Source organism: Mesorhizobium sp. AA22 (assembly GCF_001672375.2).
GTDB lineage: Bacteria > Pseudomonadota > Alphaproteobacteria > Rhizobiales > Rhizobiaceae > Mesorhizobium > Mesorhizobium wenxiniae.
The window spans coordinates 1,160,050-1,182,037 of sequence record NZ_CP048406.1 but is presented as its reverse complement, the minus strand read 5'-3'; the positions used below and the strand labels follow the sequence as shown (position 1 = coordinate 1,182,037).

Annotated in this window: 23 protein-coding genes and 1 tRNA gene; 6 read left to right on the top strand and 18 right to left on the bottom strand. The window is 63.2% G+C overall.

What is annotated here, in order from left to right:
* Nucleotides 1-34: 34 nt before the first annotated feature.
* Nucleotides 35-412, bottom strand: a complete 378-nt coding sequence (gene rsfS / locus A9K68_RS05590; RefSeq protein ID WP_065011336.1) for a ribosome silencing factor — start codon at nt 410-412, stop codon at nt 35-37.
* A gap of 240 nt (nt 413-652) precedes the next feature.
* Between rsfS and A9K68_RS05585 the strand changes: the two genes are divergently transcribed.
* Nucleotides 653-1,507, top strand: a complete 855-nt coding sequence (locus tag A9K68_RS05585; protein WP_065011200.1) for a mechanosensitive ion channel family protein — start codon at nt 653-655, stop codon at nt 1,505-1,507.
* Nucleotides 1,508-1,631: 124 nt separating this feature from the next.
* On the opposite strand, the gene A9K68_RS05580 is transcribed toward A9K68_RS05585, so the two are convergent.
* The 5 genes from A9K68_RS05580 to obgE form a co-directional block, all read right to left on the bottom strand.
* Nucleotides 1,632-2,927, bottom strand: coding sequence for an MFS transporter (locus A9K68_RS05580; protein ID WP_065011199.1), 1,296 nt, complete (start codon nt 2,925-2,927; stop codon nt 1,632-1,634).
* Between the two features lie 91 nt (nt 2,928-3,018).
* On the bottom strand, nt 3,019-3,651 hold the full coding sequence (locus A9K68_RS05575) for a nicotinate-nucleotide adenylyltransferase (RefSeq protein ID WP_245485831.1): 633 nt from the start codon (nt 3,649-3,651) through the stop codon (nt 3,019-3,021).
* A 59-nt stretch (nt 3,652-3,710) separates the two neighbouring features.
* Nucleotides 3,711-4,997 carry a glutamate-5-semialdehyde dehydrogenase gene (locus A9K68_RS05570; protein ID WP_065011198.1) on the bottom strand — a complete coding sequence of 429 codons (1,287 nt, stop codon included), beginning with the start codon at nt 4,995-4,997 and terminating at the stop codon, nt 3,711-3,713.
* Between the two features lie 3 nt (nt 4,998-5,000).
* Nucleotides 5,001-6,164, bottom strand: a complete 1,164-nt coding sequence (proB, locus tag A9K68_RS05565; protein ID WP_065011197.1) for a glutamate 5-kinase — start codon at nt 6,162-6,164, stop codon at nt 5,001-5,003.
* Nucleotides 6,165-6,166: 2 nt separating this feature from the next.
* On the bottom strand, nt 6,167-7,195 hold the full coding sequence (obgE, locus tag A9K68_RS05560; protein WP_065011196.1) for a GTPase ObgE: 1,029 nt from the start codon (nt 7,193-7,195) through the stop codon (nt 6,167-6,169).
* Nucleotides 7,196-7,309: 114 nt separating this feature from the next.
* Here obgE and A9K68_RS05555 point away from each other — a divergent pair, with 114 nt between their 5' ends.
* A complete protein-coding gene (locus A9K68_RS05555) occupies nt 7,310-8,179 on the top strand; it encodes an endonuclease/exonuclease/phosphatase family protein (protein WP_065011334.1) in 870 nt (289 codons plus the stop codon).
* A gap of 175 nt (nt 8,180-8,354) precedes the next feature.
* Here the strand turns inward: A9K68_RS05555 and A9K68_RS05550 are convergent, their stop codons facing one another.
* The 3 genes from A9K68_RS05550 to A9K68_RS05540 all read right to left on the bottom strand — a co-directional run bounded on the left by A9K68_RS05550 (nt 8,355) and on the right by A9K68_RS05540 (nt 10,120).
* Nucleotides 8,355-8,942 carry a GNAT family protein gene (locus A9K68_RS05550; protein WP_065011195.1) on the bottom strand — a complete coding sequence of 196 codons (588 nt, stop codon included), beginning with the start codon at nt 8,940-8,942 and terminating at the stop codon, nt 8,355-8,357.
* Nucleotides 8,943-9,060: 118 nt separating this feature from the next.
* Nucleotides 9,061-9,330: a 50S ribosomal protein L27 gene (gene rpmA, locus A9K68_RS05545; protein WP_023678077.1), complete on the bottom strand. Its 270-nt coding sequence runs from the start codon at nt 9,328-9,330 to the stop codon at nt 9,061-9,063.
* Nucleotides 9,331-9,430: 100 nt separating this feature from the next.
* Nucleotides 9,431-10,120, bottom strand: coding sequence for a 50S ribosomal protein L21 (locus A9K68_RS05540; RefSeq protein ID WP_065011333.1), 690 nt, complete (start codon nt 10,118-10,120; stop codon nt 9,431-9,433).
* Between the two features lie 323 nt (nt 10,121-10,443).
* Between A9K68_RS05540 and A9K68_RS05535 the strand changes: the two genes are divergently transcribed.
* Together A9K68_RS05535 and A9K68_RS05530 are read left to right on the top strand one after the other, a co-directional pair.
* Nucleotides 10,444-10,533, top strand: a tRNA-Ser gene (locus A9K68_RS05535).
* Nucleotides 10,534-10,677: 144 nt separating this feature from the next.
* Complete coding sequence (locus tag A9K68_RS05530; RefSeq protein ID WP_065011194.1) at nt 10,678-11,319, top strand: class I SAM-dependent methyltransferase; 642 nt, start codon at nt 10,678-10,680, stop codon at nt 11,317-11,319.
* A gap of 24 nt (nt 11,320-11,343) precedes the next feature.
* Here A9K68_RS05530 and A9K68_RS05525 read toward each other — a convergent pair whose 3' ends face one another.
* Nucleotides 11,344-12,318 carry a Tim44 domain-containing protein gene (locus A9K68_RS05525; protein WP_065011332.1) on the bottom strand — a complete coding sequence of 325 codons (975 nt, stop codon included), beginning with the start codon at nt 12,316-12,318 and terminating at the stop codon, nt 11,344-11,346.
* A 191-nt stretch (nt 12,319-12,509) separates the two neighbouring features.
* Between A9K68_RS05525 and A9K68_RS05520 the strand changes: the two genes are divergently transcribed.
* A complete protein-coding gene (locus tag A9K68_RS05520) occupies nt 12,510-13,433 on the top strand; it encodes an alpha/beta hydrolase (protein ID WP_065011193.1) in 924 nt (307 codons plus the stop codon).
* Nucleotides 13,434-13,538: 105 nt separating this feature from the next.
* Nucleotides 13,539-13,862 (top strand): hypothetical protein, encoded by a 324-nt coding sequence (locus A9K68_RS05515; protein ID WP_065011192.1) that lies wholly within the window; start codon nt 13,539-13,541, stop codon nt 13,860-13,862.
* Between the two features lie 160 nt (nt 13,863-14,022).
* Here the strand turns inward: A9K68_RS05515 and recQ are convergent, their stop codons facing one another.
* The 8 genes from recQ to A9K68_RS05475 all read right to left on the bottom strand — a co-directional run bounded on the left by recQ (nt 14,023) and on the right by A9K68_RS05475 (nt 21,971).
* Nucleotides 14,023-15,858: a DNA helicase RecQ gene (recQ, locus tag A9K68_RS05510; protein WP_065011191.1), complete on the bottom strand. Its 1,836-nt coding sequence runs from the start codon at nt 15,856-15,858 to the stop codon at nt 14,023-14,025.
* Between the two features lie 425 nt (nt 15,859-16,283).
* Nucleotides 16,284-16,622, bottom strand: a complete 339-nt coding sequence (locus tag A9K68_RS05505; protein WP_065011190.1) for a cupin domain-containing protein — start codon at nt 16,620-16,622, stop codon at nt 16,284-16,286.
* 20 nt (nt 16,623-16,642) lie between these two features.
* Complete coding sequence (kduD, locus tag A9K68_RS05500; protein ID WP_065011189.1) at nt 16,643-17,410, bottom strand: 2-dehydro-3-deoxy-D-gluconate 5-dehydrogenase KduD; 768 nt, start codon at nt 17,408-17,410, stop codon at nt 16,643-16,645.
* Nucleotides 17,407-18,264: a 5-dehydro-4-deoxy-D-glucuronate isomerase gene (gene kduI, locus A9K68_RS05495; RefSeq protein WP_065011188.1), complete on the bottom strand. Its 858-nt coding sequence runs from the start codon at nt 18,262-18,264 to the stop codon at nt 17,407-17,409. Before kduI ends, kduD begins: the two co-directional genes overlap by 4 nt.
* Before the next feature lie 27 nt (nt 18,265-18,291).
* Nucleotides 18,292-19,068, bottom strand: a complete 777-nt coding sequence (locus A9K68_RS05490) for a FadR/GntR family transcriptional regulator (protein WP_065011187.1) — start codon at nt 19,066-19,068, stop codon at nt 18,292-18,294.
* A 9-nt stretch (nt 19,069-19,077) separates the two neighbouring features.
* Nucleotides 19,078-20,358 (bottom strand): TRAP transporter large permease, encoded by a 1,281-nt coding sequence (locus A9K68_RS05485; protein ID WP_065011186.1) that lies wholly within the window; start codon nt 20,356-20,358, stop codon nt 19,078-19,080.
* A gap of 4 nt (nt 20,359-20,362) precedes the next feature.
* The gene (locus A9K68_RS05480; RefSeq protein ID WP_029349033.1) at nt 20,363-20,890 is read right to left on the bottom strand and encodes a TRAP transporter small permease; all 528 of its coding nucleotides are present in this window, start codon (nt 20,888-20,890) and stop codon (nt 20,363-20,365) included.
* A 103-nt stretch (nt 20,891-20,993) separates the two neighbouring features.
* The gene (locus A9K68_RS05475) at nt 20,994-21,971 is read right to left on the bottom strand and encodes a TRAP transporter substrate-binding protein (protein WP_065011185.1); all 978 of its coding nucleotides are present in this window, start codon (nt 21,969-21,971) and stop codon (nt 20,994-20,996) included.
* Nucleotides 21,972-21,988 lie beyond the last annotated feature (17 nt).

The following is a 21,988-nucleotide window of genomic DNA, read 5'->3' as shown; positions in this document are numbered from 1 at the left end:
GTTTTGGGAACGACATGCATCAATCAAATACGGCTCAGTGAAGGGTCTCTTCCTCGAGGTCCGGCGCTTGCCACATCTTTTCGAGATTATAGAAGTCGCGGACTTCGGGACGGAAAACATGGACGATGATGTCGCCCGAATCGATCAGGACCCAGTCGGCGCTGGCCAGTCCCTCGACGCGCGCCGTGCCGAGCCCGGCATCCTTGAGCGCCTTGAGGAGATGATCGGCGACAGCCGAGACATGACGGTGCGATCGGCCGGACGCGATGACCATATAGTCACCGAGGCTCGATTTTCCCTGAATGTCGATTGAGACGATGTTTTCGGCCTTGGAGTCTTCCAGACTGGCAAGGACTGTCTTGATGGCGCGGGACACGGCGTCGTTTACGCTGATCCCGGCCGGCGAAGGCACGATGTCGGCCTTCTTCCACAGTGCTGTTCTCAGTGTATTTCCTTTCGCAGCAAGAACAACCAAATCACCCTTCAAAGCAGGTGACACCCCTTAGATAGGCAGAGTTGCGTTGCAGTTTCAAGACGGCAGCCCTGCTGCAGCCAACCAAGAACCGTTCTTCCGGTTCCGTAGTTGAAGAAAAAACGGAACTCTTGTCGCCTGGCCTGGGTTATCGGCGCATTGACCAACCGGATCCCCCTCATGCCTATCGACCCTCAGAACGCTCTCCTCACCGTGCAGTCCGGCCTTGCGCAGCTCAGCGCGCTGGTCGTCTCGTACTCCTTCTCGGCCATCGGCGCCGTCATCCTGCTGGTCCTCGGCTATACCGTCGCCGGCCTTGCCCAGCGCTCGATCTATGCCGGTCTCGGCCATATCCATGGCTTCGACACGACGCTGCGCCACTTCTTCTCGAGGATCGTCCGTTACGCCATACTGATCCTCGTCGTCGTCATGGTGCTCGGCCAGTTCGGCGTCCAGACGACCTCGATCATTGCCGCCATTGGTGCCATCGGCCTGGCCATCGGCCTGGCGCTGCAGGGCACGCTGCAGAACATTGCCGCCGGCATCATGCTGCTGGCGTTGCGGCCATTCCGCATCGGCGAATATGTCGAGGTCGGCGCCATCGCCGGGACCATCGAGGAAATCGGCCTGTTCGCCACCACGTTGAGAACCGTCGACGGCGTCTACATCCTCGCCCCCAATTCGACGCTGTGGAACCAGCCTGTCCGCAACTATACACGCAACGGTGCCCGACGTGGCGACATCACGCTGACCATCGGCTCCTGGAACGACATCGATTTCGCTCAAGAGACCATGCTCGGCGTCGCCGCCGCCGACCGACGCGTCAGGCGGGAGCCGGCGCCGATTGCCTTTGTAGCGACCGTCGGCGACAGCAACGTCGCCATCACCTTGCGCTACTGGACCTCGGCTGCGGATTTCTTCGCCACCCAGATCGATCTCACCAAACGCGCCAAGCAGGCTTTCGACAGCGAAGGCGTTTCTATACCGGCGCCGCCACCGGAAGCGCCACGGCAGGAAGCCGCCACCAGACAGTGATATGATCAATTGCCGGCGTAGAGCGGTTCATCGTTTCACGGAAACGCCGAACCGTTCTGTCTCTTTGTTTTTGCGCAATTCCGGACGGAAAACCGTTCACACTTTTTCTGGAATTGCTCCAGGTCTACTTGTCCGCGCGACGCTGTTCTTCGGATGGGAAAGCGAGGTCTACCGGCAGCGGTGCCTGCGCCGTCATCGGGGCGAAATTGCCGGTTTCGGCGGCGGGAACAGGCGACATCGCCACAACGCGCCACAGCACGAACAGGCAAAAACCAGTGGCAATGGCGATGGCCGCATAGATGAAAGCCTGCGTTCCATAGCTGGCGGAAAGCCCGGTCACGATGCCGGGTACGATGAAGCCGGACAGCGACCACGCAAAAAGAAGCGAACTGGACAGCGCCACCATGTCGTCCTTGCCGGCGCGGTCGGCGGCATGTGCGCTGGCCAGCGAATAGATCGATTCCGACGCGCCGGCCCAGACCACATAGATGACGACCAGCGCCGCCAGCGCACCACCATCAAAGCCGAGCGCGGCCAGGCCCGCCACCATGGCGAGCGCCGAAGCGGCGACCAGCACAAATCGCCGATCGGTGCGGTCGGAAATCCAACCGAGCGGGATCTGCAGGATCAAAGTGCCGACAGGCATCGCCGACAAAAGCAGTGCCACATCTGCCTGGCTGTAGCCCTTGGCCGTGGCATGGATCGGCGCGAAGCCCGAAATCGTCATCGACAGGCCGCCGACGGCAAGCATGCCGGCGACGCCCACCGGCGAAATCCGCCAGGCCCGGCCAAGCGCGACCGACGCCGCTTGCGGCGGCGGTGGCTGAGCGAGCCGTGTCAGGCCGACAGGAAGGATCGACAGTGCGGTGAAGGCGATGCCGATCAAGGGCGCGTCCGCAGCCCTTATATCGATCAGCGCCAGTGTAGAATAGCCGACGCCGAGCCCGGCGACATAGGCGACGTAGAAGAAGGCCATGACCCTGCCGCGTATCGCGTTGGCGACGACGTCGTTCAGCCAGCTTTGCGCGACGATGAACAGGCCGCATATGGCAAAGCCATAGAGCGCGCGTGCCGCGATCCACGACAGCGGGTGCGGCCCAGCCCCGACGGCGGCGTTCGACAGCACGATCAGCGCCGACAGCACCATGAACGCGCGAGCATGGCCGACGCGCCGCACCAGCGGACCGGTCAAGATGCAGCCTGCCAGGCCGCCGGCCGAAAGGCCGGTGACGATTAGCCCGGCCCAGGTCGGATCGAAGCCCTCGGCACCGAGCCGGACCGGAATATAGGCGAACATCAGTCCGTTGCCGACCGCAACCAGCGCCATCGACGCGACGATGCTGGCAATGGCGATCGCCGGGGCTGGCGGGCTGCCCTGCGCCGGATCGCGTTGGGTCTGGCTTCGCTCGAGAATCGTCATGCCCGCGCAGGATCGCCCACGGATCAGGGAAAAGCAGCCGCAAATGCGACATCAGCGGTCTTCCCTTCTCCCCTGTGGGAGAAGGTGACGCCTATCCCTTAGCCATCTTGCGGATCGCGGTCGACGACAGCGACGAGCGCGGGCCGTGGATGAACGTCCAGGCCGGCGCCTTCATCCGGGCCAGCCGCGGCGCGTCGCCTTCGTCGACACGCGCGTAATCGAAGGTCTTGGCGACAACCGACGACAGGAACGACAGCGTCGCGCCAGGGCGATCGATCACCGCGATCGGAAACGTCATCACGATTTGGCGCCAGCGCTGCCAGCGATGGAAATCGCGCAAGGAATCGGCACCCATGATCCAGACGAAGTCGACGCCCGGATTGCGCGCCTTGACCAGGGCCAGCGTGTCGGCGGTGAAGCGGACATAATGGGTCGCTTCGAAGGCGGTGACCTTGACCTTCGGGTTCCGGGCGACCTGCTCGGACAGGCGCAGCCGCTCGGCCAGCGGCGCCAGTTCCCGCGCGCTCTTGAGCGGATTGCCCGGCGTCACCATCCACCACAACTGATCGAGCGCCAGACGTCTGAGCGCGATCTCGGCGACCAGTGCATGGCCGGCATGCGGCGGGTTGAACGAACCGCCGAACAGCCCGACGGCCAGGCCTTTTCCGGCATGTGGCATCTTCAGATAGTGGGAGGAGACGGCGGGCTCGGAAGATGACAGCATCGCGCTAGGCGCCCCCCTCTGACACGAGTAGCGCCCTCAGGCTCTAACGGCAAATAACGTCAAGGCCGCACCTGTCCCGTCCCGCGCACGCGGTACTTGAACGAGGTCAGTTGCTCGACACCGACCGGGCCGCGCGCGTGCATTTTGCCGGTAGCGATGCCGATCTCGGCGCCCATGCCGAATTCGCCGCCATCGGCGAATTGCGTCGAGGCGTTGTGCAGAAGGATCGCCGAATCGATCTCGCTGAAGAACCGTTCGACGGCGTTCGCATCCTCGGCGATGATCGCCTCGGTATGGTGCGAGGAGAACGTCTCGATATGCTCGATCGCGCCGACAACGCCGTCGACCAGTTTTACCGCGATGATGGCATCGAGATATTCGGTCACCCAGTCGGCGTCGCTCGCCGGTTTGGCGTCGGCGAACACTCTCAGCACCTCGGCGTCGGCGTGGATTGCGCATCCCGCGGCGCGTAGCGCCTCAAGGATCGGCACCAGATGGGTGGAGGCAACAGCGCGGTCGACCAGCAGCGTCTCGGCCGCGCCGCAGACGCCGGTGCGCCGCATCTTGGCGTTGACCGCAATCCTGACCGCCATGTCGAGCTTGGCCGAGCGGTCGATATAGAGATGGCAGATGCCTTCGAGATGGGCAAAGACCGGCACCCGCGCCTCGTTCTGCACGCGCTCGACCAGGCTGCGGCCGCCGCGCGGAATGATCACGTCGAGCGCACCGCCAAGCCCCCTCAGCATCTCGCCGACAGCGGCGCGGTCAGCGGTCGGCACCAGCTGGATGGCATCCTCCGGCAGCTTGGCCGCCTTCAGCCCTTCGACCAGGCAGGCATGGATGGCCGCCGAGGAGTTGAGCGAATCCGAGCCGCCGCGCAGGATCACCGGATTTCCGGCCTTGAGGCACAGCGCGCCGGCATCGGCCGTCACGTTCGGCCGGCTCTCGTAGATAACGCCGACCACGCCGAGCGGCGTGCGCACGCGCTCGATATGCAGGCCGTTCGGCCGGTCCCATTCGGCAATGACATCGCCGACCGGATCGCCCAATTCGGCGATTTCGCGGATCCCGGCGGCCATGGTGCGGATGCGCGCCGGGTCGAGCTTCAGCCGGTCCATTGACGCCGCCGACAGCCCGGACTCCCCGCCATTCCTGATGTCGATGGCATTGGCATCGAGAATGTCGCGCTCGCGGCGAAGGATCGCCTGCGCCATGGCGATCAACGCGGCGTGCTTGCGCTCGGCTGTGGCGACGGCCAGCGGTCGCGCGGCGGCCCGCGCGCGGCGGCCGATATCGGCCATCAGCGCGGCAGTGTCGTCCCGGGATTTTTCATGCAGCTTCAGCATGGCTCATCCTCCGCTGGTTACTTGGTCACCGGCCCATACTTGGTCTGCGGGATGGCTCACCACAAGGTCGTCGCGGTGGATCATCGCCGATCGCGCCTCGTAGCCGAGCACCGTTTCGATCTCGGCTGTCTTCAACCCTGCGATCCTTACGGCATCGGCGGCATCGTAGGCAACCAGTCCGCGCGCGATCTCGCGGCCTTCGGGCGACAGGATCGCCACCGTGTCGCCGCGCGAGAAATTGCCGCTGACCAGTTTGACGCCGGCCGGCAGCAGCGACTTGCCCGACAGCAGCGCACCGATGGCGCCGGCATCGACGGTCAGCCGGCCAGCCGGTTCGAGCTGCCCGGCGATCCACGTCTTATAGCCTTTGACCGGATTGGCGCTCGGCCGGAAGAACGTCGCCCGCTCGCCACGCTCGATCGCCAGCAGCGACGACAACCGCGTACCTGATGTGATGATCATGGCGGTGCCGGCGGCGGTGGCAATCTTGCCGGCGTCGAGCTTAGTGCGCATGCCGCCGCGCGAAAGCTCAGAAGCGGCCGCACCTGCCATCGCCTCGATCTCGGGGGTGATGCGGTCAACGACCGGAATAAACCGGGCTTGCGGGTCGCGCGCCGGCGGCGCGGTGTAGAGCCCGTCAATGTCGGAGAGCAGCACCAAGAGATCGGCGCCCATCATGGTGGCGACGCGCGCCGCCAGCCGGTCATTGTCGCCATAGCGGATTTCGGAGGTCGCCACCGTGTCGTTCTCGTTGATGACCGGCACCGCCTTCATCTTGAGCAGCGTCGAGATCGTCGCCCGCGCGTTGAGGTAGCGGCGCCGCTCTTCAGTGTCGCCGAGCGTTAGGAGGATCTGGCCGGATTTCAGGCCGCCCTTGCCGAGCGCATCCGACCAGGCGCCGGCCAGCGCGATCTGCCCGACGGCCGCCGCCGCCTGGCTCTCCTCGAGCTTCAGTGCCCGCTTGCCGAGGCCTAAAATGGTGCGGCCAAGCGCGATGGCGCCGGACGACACGACGAGGATCTCGGCGCCACCTTTGGCCAGCACGGCGATGTCGCCGGCAAGCGAGGCCAGCCAGTCGCGCTTCAGGCCCGTCGTGCGGTCGACAAGCAGCGCCGAGCCGATCTTGACGGTAATACGCCGGTATTTTCTCAGCGACTGCGCGTCCATCGCTATCTCCAGCGCGTCTCGACCGGAGTGGCGACAGCTTCGCGTGCCTCGGCTACGACCGCCATCAGCGCCCGCAGAACGGCTTCGACGCCTTCGCCGGTGACCGCGGACAAAAGCATCGGCGCACGGCCAGCGGCGCGTTTCAGCGAAGCGACCTTCTTCTTGCGTGCGTCGGCATCGAGCGTGTCGACCTGGGAAAGTGCTACGATCTCGATCTTCTCGACCAGCCCATGGCCATAGGCGTCGAGTTCGGTGCGCACGATCTTGTAGGCCTTCCCCGGATTTTCTTCCTGCGCGGAAACGAGGTGCAGAAGGACGCGCGTGCGTTCGACATGTCCGAGGAAACGGTCGCCGATGCCGACGCCCTCATGCGCACCTTCGATCAGGCCGGGAACGTCGGCGATGACGAACTCGCGCCCATCGATGCGGGCGACACCGAGGCCAGGATGCAACGTAGTGAAGGGATAATCGGCAATCTTCGGCTTAGCCGCGGTGACGGCGGCCAAAAAGGTCGACTTGCCGGCATTGGGAAGGCCAACCAGGCCGGCGTCGGCAATCAGCTTGAGCCTGAGCCAGATGTTGAGCTCTTCGCCCGGCTGGCCGGGATTGGCGCGGCGCGGCGCCTGGTTGGTCGAGGTCTTGAAATGCTGGTTGCCGAAGCCGCCATTGCCGCCCCTGGCAAGCAGGAAGCGTTGGCCGACCACGGTCAGGTCGCAAATCAGCGTCTCGTTGTCCTCGGCAAAGATCTGCGTTCCCGCGGGCACTTTCAGCGTGACGTCGGCACCTTTGGCGCCGGTCATGTTACGGCCCATGCCGTGCGTACCGGTCTTGGCCTTGAAATGCTGCTGATAGCGATAATCGATCAGCGTGTTCAGCCCATCGACCGCCTCCACCCAGACATCGCCACCGCGGCCGCCGTCGCCGCCATCGGGACCGCCGAACTCGATGAATTTTTCGCGCCGGAACGAAACCGAGCCGGCGCCGCCGTCGCCGGAGCGGATGTAGACCTTGGCTTGATCGAGAAATTTCATCGGATTGCTGAGTTTCTGCTAGTGGCCTTGCGGCATTGCTCTAAACGTTCGGCACTGCTCTAAACCAAGGCGGGGCGAAGGGCGAGGCTGTTTATGAACATGGCCGGAGTCGCAATGAGGCTCGTAACCTACAACATTCACTACGGCGTCGGCCTCGACGGCCGCTACGATGTCGGCCGCATCGCCGATGCCGTGCGCGGCGCCGACGTGATCGCGCTGCAGGAGGTCTCGCGCAACAACCCCAACAATGGCGGCCGCGACATGGTGGCCGAGCTCGGCGAGGCGCTGCCCGAATACTTCGCCGTCTATGGCAGCAATTTCGAGGCCAATGTCGGCTCGCGCCTGGAAAACGGCCGCGCCATCACCACCACCTTCCAGCTCGGCAACATGGTGCTGTCGAAAACGCCCGTTCATCTGTCGCGCAATCTCCTCTTGCCGCGCAGCCGCAGTTTCGAAGTGATGAATTTCCAGCGCGGCGCGCTGGAGGCGCTGATCGAGACGCCGCTTGGTTTCATCCGCTTCTATTCCACCCATCTCGACCATCGCAGCCCGGTCGAACGCGCCAGCCAGATCCGGTTTCTGCGCCAGCGCCTGTTGAACTATGCGATCGAGGGCGGCGCGCTGTCGGGGCTTGCCGAGGTCGGCCTGACTGACCTGCCCTATCCCGAAGCCTTCGTCATCATGGGCGATTTCAACATGCTGGCAGGATCGCCGGAATATGTCGAACTCGCCGGCCGCCTGGATCACGAATTCGGCATACCCATGACCGCCGATCTTGCCCTCGATGTCGCCCTGCGCCTTGCCGCCGCAGGCGCCGATCTCGTCACCTGGATCGACCCCAAGCGACCTGACGACGCCAGCCGCTACAAGCGCATCGACTATGTCTTCACCAGCGCCTCGCTGACCAAATCGCTGAAGCGCCTGTGGGTCGACCGGCAAGCGGTCGGTTCGGACCACCTGCCGGTCTGGGTCGAGCTCGGCTGACCGGCTTTTGACCTATGCTGCGAGGCCCGGCACCTAGGCGTGTTGCTATTCAGGTCAGGCCGAGTCGAAAATGACGGTTTTCGAGAACCGGAGCGGAGCGTACTTGAAGTACGTGAGCACCGGAAGCGCAGGAAACCGGCATTTGCAGGCCGGCCTCACCTGAATTTCAACATGCCTAGAAGTGCACCCAGTTTCGCAGGCTCGTCCAGGTCCTGCGATCGAGGCGGTAGCGCTCGACCGGCACCTGGCCGGCGACGATCGAGTTCAGCATGCCTTGGCCGGCATATTGGAAGCCGCATTTGTGGATGACCCGGCGTGAGGCCGGATTGATGACCCGCGTCGAGGCATGCAGCACTTGAATTGCCGTCTTCTGAAAGGCGAGGTCGACGAGCGCATGTGCGGCCTCCGTCGCATAGCCGCGCTTCCAGTAGGGCTCGCCGATCCAGTAGCCGAGCTCCAGCCCGCGATCGGTGGTGTTGAGGCCGGCGCAGCCGACGAAGGTTTCGGTACCGGCCAGCGTTAAGGCATAGGCAATCCCGGCCCGGCGCGATGCCGTCATCGCCAGGAAGGCGCGTGCCTCGGCCTCGCCATAGGGGTGGGGCATGCGGGCCAGCATTTCGGCGACGTGGCGGTTGTCGGCGAGCACCACCAGTTGCTCGATATCGCTTTCGCGCGGCGCCCGCAGGACCAGCCGCTCGGTCACCAGGACCGGGCAATCTATCGCGTAACTTTCACCGTCTGTGTCTTCCGCTTCGGCAACCATGTCAGTCCTCCAGGCACAAGAAAAAGGGGAGATGGAAACCCATCTCCCCTGATCCATTTCCTGGCTTGGCCAGACACCGGTTCCCGAGATGGGTGCCGGTGTTCTCGTACGGAACCGGCTACTCCGCGGCCTTCGTCATCGGGTTCACCGATACGTAGGTTCGGCCATTGGCTTTTTTGTTGAAGGTGACTGCGCCAGCTTCGAGCGCAAACAGCGTGTGATCCGTGCCAATGCCGACATTGGTGCCGGGATGCCACGTCGTGCCGCGCTGACGAATGATGATGTTGCCCGGAATCACGGCTTCGCCGCCGAACTTCTTCACGCCGAGCCGCTTGGAATGGGAGTCGCGACCATTGCGCGACGAACCGCCAGCTTTCTTGTGTGCCATCTAACTAACTCCGATGCGCCGCAAGGGCGCTTAAAAGGTCTTATGAACGCGTTCGCGTTCCGTTTCAAGTCCGATCCGGCGACGATTGCGCCGGCTCGCTTTACTTCTTCACCAGTTCCTTGGCCTGCTCGCGCCAGTCCATGATCTGGTCGGCGCTGAACGGCATATGCTCGTCGATCTTGGCGACATCCTTGTCGGACAGCTTGGCGATCTGGGCAAAGGTCATGATGCCCTGTTCGTTCAACTGGCCGGCCGCAACCGGGCCGATGCCCTTGATCACGGTCAGATCGTCCGGCTCGCCTTTCGGCGCCTTGAACAGCGGCGCCGCGGTTTCGCTTGCCTTGGCCTCGGTTTCCTTCGGCGCAGCCTCTGCCTTGGCTTCCTTCTTCGGCGCGGCTTCAGCCTTCGCCTCGGCCTTTGCAGCAACTTCGGCCTTCGCCTCGGTCTTGGCCGCGGCCTTCTTCGTCGGCTTGGCGCCACCCAGCAGGATCTCGGCGATCCGCACGGTGGTCAGAAGCTGGCGATGGCCGATCTTGCGGCGCGAATTCTGCCGGCGGCGCTTCTTGAAGGCGATGACGGTGCGGTTCTTGCCCTGTTCGACGACCTCAGCGGTGACCAGGGCGCCGTCGACGAACGGCGCGCCGAACGTCACATTCTCGCCCTCGCCATGCGCGAGCACGTGGCCGATCTCGACGATATCGCCGACCTGGCCTTCGACTTTTTCGATCTTCAGGAGATCGTTGGCGGCGACGCGATACTGCTTGCCGCCCGTTTTGATGACTGCGAACATTTTTTGCCTTTCGCTGTTCGGTCGGCCTTGATGAACCGCTTCAGGCGGTTCGGCCGTCTTTTTGTCAGTCTGCGGGTTCAAAAAGCAAGCGGCGCGGAAGAACCCTCCACGCCGATTGCGCGCTGTCCCTAACCGAAGGTTGGCCGCAAGTCAAGGCAAGCGGCCAGCATGCGAGCCACGGACGCATTCAAGCCAGGCGCCGACAACACAGAGCCGGGCGGCAGCCTGACAAGAAGCCGGTTCGCCGGGCAGATTGGGCCTTGTAACCTGTCCGCCCAGCCGTTATCTAGTGCGCCGCGCCGGCAACGGCGGACCATGACCGCGGAGAGGTGGCAGAGTGGTCGAATGCACCGCACTCGAAATGCGGCATGGGTGCAAGCCCATCGGGGGTTCGAATCCCTCCCTCTCCGCCATTCCGCCGATTCTAGGCTATTCTGCCAGATAGCTACCCAATCACCGCCGATAGCCGTACGAGCTTTTGCGGGGCGTGACTTGAGCGGACATGACTCGCCTCCGACCATTCTTAATGCCGGGTCGCGATCTGAGGAGCAACTACCATGAGCATAGCGAGCGACGCCCGTTTCTGGGACCGGAGTTCACGGAAGTACGCCATGGGTGCGATTGCAGATCAGGCCGCATATGAGCGCACGCTGGACCGGACCCGCGCCCTGTTGGAACCAGGCGACAAGGTGTTGGAACTGGGCTGTGGAACAGGAATGACCGCGCTCCGGCTCGCGCGCGATGTTCAAGACTATCTGGCGACGGATATTTCCGCTGGAATGATCGCGATTGCCAATGAGAAACACGCCGCTGGCCCCATCCCGGCGCTTGTCTTCCGCACCGCGACCGTAGAAGCGCTTACGCCTGACGCGGCGCAGTTTAACGCGGTTCTGGGATTCAACTATCTCCATCTGGTCCGCGACCTGCCTGGCACGCTGCGCCACATCCACGCCTTGCTTGCAGCGGAGGGCCTGTTTATCTCCAAGACACCTTGCGTCGGCGATATGAACCCACTCATCCGGCTTGCCTTGTTGCCCGCGATGCGCGCGATCGGCAAAGCACCCTATGCTGGCGTCTTTCGCGCTGCAGACCTGAGCCAGCATATATCTGCCGCGGGCTTCAACGTCCTTGCCACTGAAAGCCACGCAACGAAGGGCAACGACAATCGCCCCTACATCGTGGCGCGCAAGAGGACCTGAACGGCCGCGGCTGCAGTGTATCAGTCAGGGTTGCTGTATTGCTGCGAGCTTCCAGTCGCCACCGTTCTGGCGCGTGAAGGTCCACAGTTCGGTTGTTTCCGTCGGTCGATCGGCTTCGCCCGCGACGATCTTGCCGCTGGCGCGATCGCGCATCACATCGTGAGACTCGTAGCGCAAGGCAGCCGTCGCGTAGTCGCGATCATCTTCCCGCCAGCTCTCCGCAATGTCGGCCTCCAACAGGCTGACATTCGAGACATCATTCCTGATGCCCTTTCTGGCATTGTCGGCAAGTTCTTCGGACAGGTACGACACCATCTCGGGGGTTGCCAGCCGGCGCAAGCCAGCATGATCTTCGCGCCCGAATGCTTCCTGAACCTCCGTCAACCGCTGCTGGAATATATCGAGGTCGGCCTGCGTCATTGTAATTTCATCGACGGCTTGAGCCGTCCGGCCAAATCCAGATCCGATGCCTGGAATGGGGAAAGATGAGACGTTGTCCGACTCGGGCTGGGCTGCCGCGTTTCGCCCAAAGTTCCCCATGCTCCGCGGAACACCGGCCATGGCGGGCGCTTGGTTGCGTGCCGATTGCGACCGGAAAAAGCGGATGGCCAACATGATCGCGCCGCCGATCAGCAGCCCTTGAAGCAGCAGGCCCAACATGCCGGCCAAGCCGCCGAACCCTTGGCCCAAAAGAAGTCCGATCAGACCGCCGAGCAGCAGGCCGCGCATCATCGAACCGCCGAGGCCGCTGAAGAGCCCTGGTCGTTGGGGTGCCTGTGTCTGGCGGGCCGCATTGTTCGTTGCGGGCGTCATCGAGCGCTCGACCGGCGCGGCCGGCTGTGGCGCCGTCCTGGTCGGCGGGACCGACTGGAAAGTGCGCGTGCCGCGGCTGCCGAAGCTGCCGCCACGCCGCGCCTCGGCGTAATCGGCCGTGACCATGGACAATGCCAGGAACAGTCCTGCAAACAAAACTGCAAACCGGCTCGAACGCGAAATCATCATGGCAAATCCCTAGGCGATACTCTTCGCGCTCATATGGGGTGCGCCGATCGAAATATCAGTGGGCCCACCCTCCATATTCAGCCATTGAGGAGAATTCCGGGGCCGCCTCGACTCCAGCCACGGCAGCCGACCGTGATCCTTCTGCCACCTTGTGCGTTGTCGCCTGAGGCACACTGAGGAGACGAACGGTGTTTGCAGGTTTCAGAGCCACCAGCTTGCAACTGGACGACACGACCATTTTCGCAAGGGTCGGCGGAACCGGTCCGCCGCTGCTGCTGCTTCATGGTTTTCCCGAAACGCATCTGATGTGGAGGGATATCGCCGTGGCCTTGGCGCCCGACTTTACGGTGATCGCCGCCGATCTTCGAGGTTATGGGCAAAGCGGGTGCCCGGTCTCCTCTGCCGATCATAGCCCATACGCCAAGCGCGCCATGGCCGGCGACATGGTTCAAGTCATGAAACAGCTGGGATTTAAGCAGTTCATGGTTGCTGGACATGATCGTGGCGGGCGGGTCGCCTATCGTCTGGCGCTCGATCACCCCGATGAAATCTCCAAGATCGCGGTCCTCGACGTCATCCCCACCGCCGCCGCGTGGGATAGGGCGGACGCCAGACTGGCTCTCGGCTTCTGGCCCTGGAGCCTTCTTGCGCAACCGGAGCCTCTGCCAGAGCGACTGATAGGCGCCGCGCCGGATGCCATCGTCGACAATGCGATTGTGCAGTGGGGGTCGCCGGCAGAAATGTTCTCTACGGAGGTCAGGGACGCCTATGTCGAGGCGCTTCGCGATCCCGTTCATATTCATGCGATTTGCGAAGAGTATCGGGCCGCTGCCACGATCGATCGTGAGCATGACGCGGCGGACCAGGCAAATGGTCGTCGCATTGAGTGCCCGCTACTGGCACTGTGGAGTAGCGAAGGCGGCCTTGAGACCTGGTATGCAAGGGAAGGCGGACCGCTGGCTATTTGGAGAGAATGGGCCGACAGGGTTGAAGGACGCCCTGTTCCGGGCGGGCACTTCTTTCCCGAAGAGCACCCTCACCAGACCGGAGCGGCTCTCTCGAAGTTCTTCGACCATAATAGAGGGAATGACGCGTCGAACAGAGTATTGTAGAGGTCTACATGCTTCCGTTACGCAAAACCTCGGGAACGCTCCGCGGCCCGAGATCGAGAACCCTCTGATACTCGCCCGGTCGGCGTCAAACCTGCTTGATAAAAAATGAAGGCGATCACTGCAGCCACGCCCCTGATTTGTAGCCTCGTATTTATCGGAGGTTGCGCATCGCCCTTCCACGCATCCTTTGATGCCGCGAAATACGACAAGATGAGCTGCGTCGAACTCAACGTGGCCATGGGCGAAGTCGCCAAGGAGATGTCGGCGACAGCGATCACTCGGGGCAAAGTCGCGAAAAGCAATATTCCGGACTGGCTATGGGGCGCCCGGCGTGTCGCCTCTGCCGTCACTGCCCGCCAGAGCGCAAAAATCGAGCAGCTGCGGCTGCAGGAGGCTGCGATCGCGGCGGTGAGACGAAGCAAGTGCTGATTGCGCCGCCGCAGTGGTCTAGAGCAATTCCAGGAAAAGTGTGAACGGTTTTCCGTCCGGAATTGCGCAAAAACAAAGAGATAGAGCGGTTCGGCGTTTCCGTGAAACGATGAACCGCTCTATGTGGCTACCCGTCGGCGCGATCGCCTTGATGCAATCTTCAGACCGACACCCCGGACTGGTGCGCGGCGATTGCGCCAAGGAATATCTGGCCGAATTCCCTGAGCTTCGCGGCGCCGACGCCATTGACTGCGGCGAAGGCGTCGAGGTCGCGCGGGCAGCGTTCGGCCATATCGATCAGTGTACGATCGGAGAAGATCACGAACGCTGGCACCTGGCGCTCCCGGGCAAGACGCAGCCGTACCGCCTTGAGCGTGGCCAAGAGGGCGGTATCCAGGTCGTCCGTACCCGCAGCAGCGGGACGCGTCTTACCACGCGACGCGCGGCTCCGCACCTCGACGCGATAGCGGAAAGAGACGTCACCACGGGCCAGCTCACGACCTTTTTCGGCGATGGCGAGGCCGCCATGGCCGCCTGAGTCCAGTGTCAGAAATCCTCCCGCGACGAGTTGGCGGACCAAGGACAGCCAGACATCCTTCTTGTGCGCCACACCGGTCCCGAAGCTGGCAAGCCTGTGGTGGTTCCTGGCCAGGACCTTCTCGGTTTCATGGCCGAGCAGAACGTCGACGATATGGGCAGCGCCAAAGCGCTCGCCGGTCTGCGCGATGGCCGCGAAGACGATCCGCGCCTCTGCCTCGCCATCCGCTTGCGGCGTCTGGTCAAGGCAGTTGTCGCAATTGCCGCAAGGCATTGCTGTTTCGCCGAAGTAGCCAAGCAGGATCTGGCGACGGCACTGGGCCGTTTCGCAATAACCGATCAGCGTGTCGAGCCGGCCATGCGCGCGTCTTTTATGCTCCGCCGGTGCGTCCTCGTCGTCGATGAAAAGCCGCCGCATGCGGATATCGCCGAGACCGAAGAGCATATGGGCCTCGGCAGCCCGCCCGTCGCGGCCAGCACGGCCGATTTCCTGATAATAGGCTTCGAGGCTGCCCGGCAGATCGGTATGGAAGACATAGGCGACGTCAGGCTTGTCGATCCCCATGCCGAAGGCGATGGTCGCCACCATCACGACGCCGGACAAGGTCATGAATGCGTTTTGATTCGCTTCACGCGCGTCCTTGCTCATGCCGGCATGATAGGCGAGCGCGCGCACGCCGTTCTTCTCGAGGAACGCCGCCATCTCCTCGGTCTTCTTGCGCGACAGGCAATAGACGATGCCGCTGCGGCCGGCATGACGCTGCACGAAGCTCAGCAATTGGCGCTTGCCGTCCTGCTTGGCCTCGATGCCAAGCTTGATGTTCGGCCGGTCGAAGCCCAGCACCAGGGTTTCGACGCAGCCAGCGAACAGCTGTGCGGCGATGTCGGTGCGCGTCGTCTCGTCCGCTGTCGCCGTCAGCGCAATGATCGGCACATCAGGAAAGATGCCGCGCAGCCGCGACAACTCTTCATATTCGCGCCGGAACGCCGGACCCCATTGGGAGATGCAATGCGCCTCGTCGACAGCGATCAGCCGGATGTCGAGCCTGGCCAGCGCCTCGAGCATACGTGTGGTCATGAGCCGCTCCGGCGCAAGATAGAGCAGGCGCGTTTGGCCCGCCGCAACACGGCGCCATGCGGCGACATTGGCGTCCCGATCGAGCGAGGAATTGATCGTATCGGCCGCCACGCCGGCAAGGCGCAATGCGGCGACCTGGTCCTGCATCAGCGCCACCAGCGGCGAAACGACAATGGTGAGCCCGCCAAGGACCAGCGCCGGGACCTGGTAGCAGAGCGATTTGCCGGCGCCGGTCGGCATCACAGCCAGCACATGACGCCCAGCCAGCAGTGCCTCCGTCACAGCATCCTGGCCGGGACGAAAATTATCGAAGCCGAACACATCCTTCAGGACACGCCGCTTGGGATCCTCCGCCCGGACGCTGGCCGTCGATACCTGCATCAGGGAAATTCTACGATCGGCGCCGCTTGAGAAGTCAGCATGGGAACGGCCAGGAACTGCGGCGACATGACTTGCCAAAGCTCCCTGGCAAATCCCCAGGTGACTGGCTTGACCACGGATTCGAATACTTGATCACCCCTCAAGTCCTGTCTCCGTCGGCGCCGTCTGAAAGAATATCCCCTCATTGGCGGATATGGGATCATGATTCCAGCCCCTATTCGCTTTGCCTGTGAATATCGCGTCGGCTCGGGCCGGTTAATCCTATCTTCATCATAATTCGGCAGGTTCAGGTTCTGCGGTGATGTTTTGAGTACCGCGGCGCCACAAGCGCCCAGGCAACACGCCCGCGTCTCTCCGGAGGCGCGGGCTTTTCGTTTGTTAAGATAGCTGCCGCTGCGTAGTGACCTGCGTTCGTTCTTGTAACGTCAGGCGAGGAAATCGGCGCGGTGCGGCGTAAAGCTGTCGACCAGGCGCCCGGCCTCGAGCGCCTTGACGCCATGGACCAAGTTGGATGGGACGATGAAGCTGCTCCCCGTTTCCAGGATCTCGGTCCTGCCGTCGATGGTGACCTCGAAGCGACCTTCGGCGACGTAGCTCGCCTGGACATGCGGGTGCGAATGCAGCGCACCGACACCGCCCTTATCGAAACCGAACTCGACCATCATCAACTCGTCCGTGTGCAGCAGCACGCGCCTGCGATTGCCATCCGGGGTCGGCGTCCATGCGCCCTCGCCGGCGTGCGAAAATATCTTGGTTCCAGTCATCGCCAAATCCTCATCTGGCCTCATCGCGCCAACCAGCCGCCGTCCACCGGCACCACTGCGCCATGCATGTAGTTTGACGCTGGCGCCAGCAGGAAGACGGCCGCGTCGCCGATATCATCCGGCCCGCCCCAACGCCCGGCTGGAATGCGCGCCAGAATGGCGGCGCTGCGGTCTGGATCGGCACGCAGCGCCTCGGTATTGTTGGTTTCGATGTAGCCGGGCGCAATGCTGTTGACGTTGATGCCTTTCGACGCCCATTCGCAGGCGAGCAACCGGGTGATGCCGAGCACGCCATGCTTCGACGCCGTATAGGAGGCGACGCGGATGCCGCCCTGGAAGCTCAGCACCGACGCGATGTTGACGATCTTGCCGCGCCGTTCCGGATCGGCAAGCACGCGCGTGGCGAAGCTCTGGCTGAGAAAAAAGACTGTCTTCAGATTGACGTCCATGACGTCGTCCCAATCGGCTTGCGTCAGATCGACGGCGTCGGCGCGCCGGATGATGCCGGCATTGTTGACCAGTCCGTCGAGCGGTCCGGTTTCGTCCCAGATGCGATCGAGCATCGCCTGGGCAGCGGCATGGTCGGCAAGATCGCAGCGCACCGCCTCGAAGCGTCCGCCCGACGCAGCGACCTTTTCCGCCGTCTCGTCCATCGCCGAACGGCCGACGCCGACCACCGCACCACCGGCGCGGGCGATCGACAGGGCGATACCTTGGCCTATGCCGGTGTTGGCCCCGGTGACGAGGATGCGCTTGCCGGCCAGGCTAAAAGCGGAAAGATCGCTCACCGCAGCTCTTCCATCGCGACTGGATCGACGTCGGTATAGTCGACATTGTCGCCGGCCATCGCCCAGATGAAGGCATAGTTGGACGTGCCGGCGCCCGAATGGATCGACCATCCCGGCGACAGCACCGCTTCTTCATTGCGCATGACGAGATGGCGTGTCTCATCCGGTTCGCCCATGAAATGGAACACGCGCGCCGCTTCCGGCAGATCGAAGTAGAGATAAGCCTCCATGCGCCGGTCATGCACATGGCACGGCATGGTGTTCCAGACCGAGCCTGACGCAAGCTGGGTCATGCCGACGACGAGTTGGCAGGTTTTGACGCCTTCGGCATGGATGAACTGGAAGATCGAGCGCTCGTTGCAGGTCGCCTGGCTGCCGAGATCGAGCCGCTTGGCATCGCCGATGCGGATCAGCTGGCTGGGATGGCTCTGATGCGCCGGCGCGCTGAGCAGATAGAATTTAGCCGGCTCGGCTGGGTTGACTGAAGCGAACGACACCTCATTGGCGCCCATGCCGAGATACAGCATGTCGCGCGGCTGCAGCTCGTAGGATCGGCCGCCAGCTTTCACGATGCCGGCGCCGCCGATGTTGACGGCGATCAGTTCGCGGCGATCGAGAAAATTCTTTGTCCCGGTCGGCTTGATCGCTTCCAGCGGCAGCGGGACGCCCGCGGGCATGGCGCCGCCGACGATCATGCGGTCGTAATGAGTGTAGGTCAGGCCGATGCGGCCGAGCTGGAACAGGCCTTCGATCAGGAAATTATGACGAAGCTCGTCCGTCCCCATCGCCGCGGCAGTAACAGGGTCGATGGCGAAACGCGAAGTGAAGTCGGTGTGATTGTCAGTGTGATTCATTGCTGTCCCATTGGGCTGCCTCATTGGTCATTCGGTTGCCGCGGCCTTGACCGAGTCGGCATAAAAATTCTGACGTGCGTGCAGGCGCTCGCGATAGCGCTGCTGGCTCGCGGTGAGATGGGCGCGCATGGCTTCGCGAGCGGACTCGGCATCGCCTGTCATAATGGCGTTCAGGATCACCAGATGCTCGCCTTGCAGTCCGCGCTGATAGGCGTCCGACTGGGCGAGCTCGGTGGACCACGGCGACGTCACGTCGCAAGGAATGGCGCGCCGTCCGAGCACGTCGAGCATCTCGACATAGAACGGATTGTTGGTGGCGCTGGCGATCGCGCGGTGGAAGGCAAGGTCGGCCGGACCTGTCGGCTCGCTGTTCAAGAGCAGCCGCTCGAACTCGAAGAACGCCTCCTGGATCGCTGCTTCCTGCGCGGCATTGCGACGGATAGCGGCGAGCCCCGCGGACTCGATCTCGATCGCCAGGCGCACCTCGAGCACGTTGAGGGCGATCGAATCCTTGCTGCCCATATCCGCGGCCAGCGTGCCGAACATCGTCGAGATATGCTCGGTGACGAAGACCCCGGCGCCTTGCCGCGGCTCGACCAGACCGTCGGCGGCAAGCTTGGCCAGCGCTTCGCGGATGACGGTGCGGCTGACCCCAAAGGTTTCGGTCAGCTGGCCCTCGGTCGGCAGCTTTTGGCCCGGCTGGATCTCGCCCGCCTGCAACTGCTTGCGGATCGACGCGACCACGGTCTCCGACAGCTTGGGCTTGCGTTCGACCTTCAGGCTGATCGCCGTATCCGATGCCATTGCCAACCCCTATTTGAAGACGCTCGGCAGCCATAGCGAGATGGCCGGAATGTAAGTGACGAGCCCCAGCACCACGAGGCCTGCGCCATAGAATGGCCAGATCGAGCGCATCGCTTCCCAGACGGATATCTTGCCCACTGCGCACGCCACGAACTGCACCGCGCCCACCGGCGGCGTGTTCAGCCCGATGCCGAAGTTGAGGATCATGATGACGCCGAAATGCACCGGATCGACGCCGTAGGCCTGCGCGACGGGCAGGAAGATCGGCGTGCAGATGATGATCGTCGGCCCCATGTCCATGAACGTGCCGAGGAACAGCATCAAGAGATTGAGCAGGAGAAGCACGACCAGCGGATCCTCTGAGATCGCGTTCATCGAGGCTATCAGCGCTGCCGGCACTTTCAGGAAGGCCATCAACCACGAGAACGCCGCCGCCATGCCGATGATAAGCAGCACCATGGCCGTGGTGCGCACCGCGCCATGGGTGGCATGAACGAAACCTTCCCAGGTCATCTGCCGGTAAACCAGGACCGTCACGAGCAACGCATAGATGACGGCGATGCAGGAACTCTCGGTGGCCGTGAAAACGCCCGATCGCACGCCGCCGAAGATGATCGCGATCAGCAGCAGGCCGGGCACCGCGACAGCAAAGAGATGCGCGACGGCGGCGAAGCCTGGAAACGGCTCGGTCGGATAACCGCGGGAGCGCGCCACGAAATAGGCGGTGATCATCAGTGCGAGCGCCAGTAGCAGCCCCGGGATAATGCCGGCCGTGAACAGGTCGGCGATCGAAATCTTTCCGCCTGCCGAGATCGAGTAGATGATCATGTTGTGCGACGGCGGCAGGAGCAGCGCGATCAGCGCCGCCATCGAGGTGACGTTGACGGCGTAATCCGCTCCATACCCACGCGCCTTCATCTGCGGGATCATCAAGCCGCCTACCGCCGCTGCCTCCGCCACCGCGGAGCCCGAAATGCCGCCGAACAGTGTAGCGGTCGCGATGTTGACCTGCCCGAGGCCGCCACGCATGTGGCCGACAAGCGAGCCGGCGAAGGCAACGATCTTGCTGGCGATGCCGCCGCGCACCATCAAGTCGCCGGCGTAGATGAAAAACGGAATGGCCAGCAGCGAAAAGACGCTCATGCCGGAATTCAGGCGCTGGAACACGATGAGCGGCGGCAGGCCCATGTAGAGGACGGTCGCAAAGCTTGCGACGCCGAGGCAGAAAGCGATCGGCGTGCCGATGAGCATCAGAACGGTGAAGACGCCGAAGAGTATCCAGAGTTCCATGGCGTCAGACCTTCACGTTCGCTGTGTCGAGTTCGGCTGCGACTTCGGCAGGCGGCAGTTCATCGAGCGCATCGTCGATCGGCGCACCGGAAAGGCGAAGCACGATGCGCTCCAGCGTGAAGAGCACGATGAGCGCGCCTCCCGCGACAAGCGGGACGTAGTCCCAGCCTCCTGATATGCCGAGCGACGGCAAGGTGGCACCCCAGGTCAATGCAACCAGCTGGCTGCCATACCAGATCATGCCGATGCCGAAGGCGAGCGCGACGAGGTCCGAGATCATCCTCAGCCAACGCTTGCCGCCTTTCGGCAGGACGTAGAGCAGGACGTCGAAGCCGAGGTGATAGTTCTCGCGCACCCCGACGGCAGCGCCGAGGAAAATGAACCAGCTCATCAGCATCACCGAGCCCTGCTCGGTCCAGCTCGGCGACCGGTTCAGAACATAGCGGCCGAACACCTGCCAGGCGACGAAGGCGGTCATCAGCACCAGCCCGACGCCAGCGATCCACAGCGCCGCCGTGCTGACGCGCGACATCACCCGCGCGATGCCGGGCAGGGGCAGTCTCTGTTCTGAGCTGGAGGTCACCGGTTCTCTCCGCAAGAGGATGGCGGCGCGGAATGCCCGCGCCGCCGCTTGATCACTGCACGGCCTTGATGGCCTCGACCATCGCCTTCAGCTTGTCGTCCTTGACGTGCTTTTCGTAGACCGGGCCCATCGCGTCGATGAAGGGCTGCTTGTCCGGTGTCGTGATCTGCGAACCGGCCGCCTCGACCTTGGCACGCGATTCCTTGACCTTGGCGGCCCACAGCTCACGCTGCTTGGCGACGCTTTCCTTGGCGGCCGCCTTGAAGATCGCCTGGTCTTCCGGCGTCAGCTTGTCCCAGCTCGACTTCGCCATGACGAAGGCTTCCGGCACCATCGTGTGCTCGTCGAGCGAATAGAACTCGGCGACTTCCGCATGCTTGGCGGTGTCGTAGCTCGGAAAATTGTTCTCCGCGCCGTCGATGACCCCGGTCTCGATCGCCGAATACACTTCGCCATACGGCATCGGCGTCGCGTTGGCGCCGAGTGCAGCCACCATGTCGACGAAGATGTCGGACTGGATGACGCGGAACTTCATGCCGGCCAGATCGGCTACAGTGTTGATCGGCTTCTTCGAATTGTAGAAGGAGCGCGCGCCGCCGTCATAAAAAGCGAGCAGCACCAGCCCGACCTGTTCGAACGCCGCCGCAATCTGGTCGCCGACCGGCCCGTCCATGACCTTGTGCATATGGTCTTCCGAGCGGAAGATGTAGGGCAGCGAGGGCACGGTGGTTTCCGGGATAAGTCCGTTGAACGGCGCCATCGAGACGCGGTTGAGGTCGATCACGCCGGAGCGCACCTGCTCGATCGTGTCCTTTTCCTCGCCGAGCTGCGCGGAATGATAGACATCGACCGAATAGCGGCCGGCCGTGCGCTCTTTGACAAGCTCGCCAAAATATTTGACCGCCTCGACCGTCGGATAGCCGTCCGGGTGCGTGTCGGACGAGCGCAGAACCGTCTGGGCGCTTGCCGTTCCGGCCATCAGTGCGGCGGCCATTAGCGTAGCTCCCGCCAGTCTAGAAAGATGCAGCATTGGTTTCCTCCCGTTGA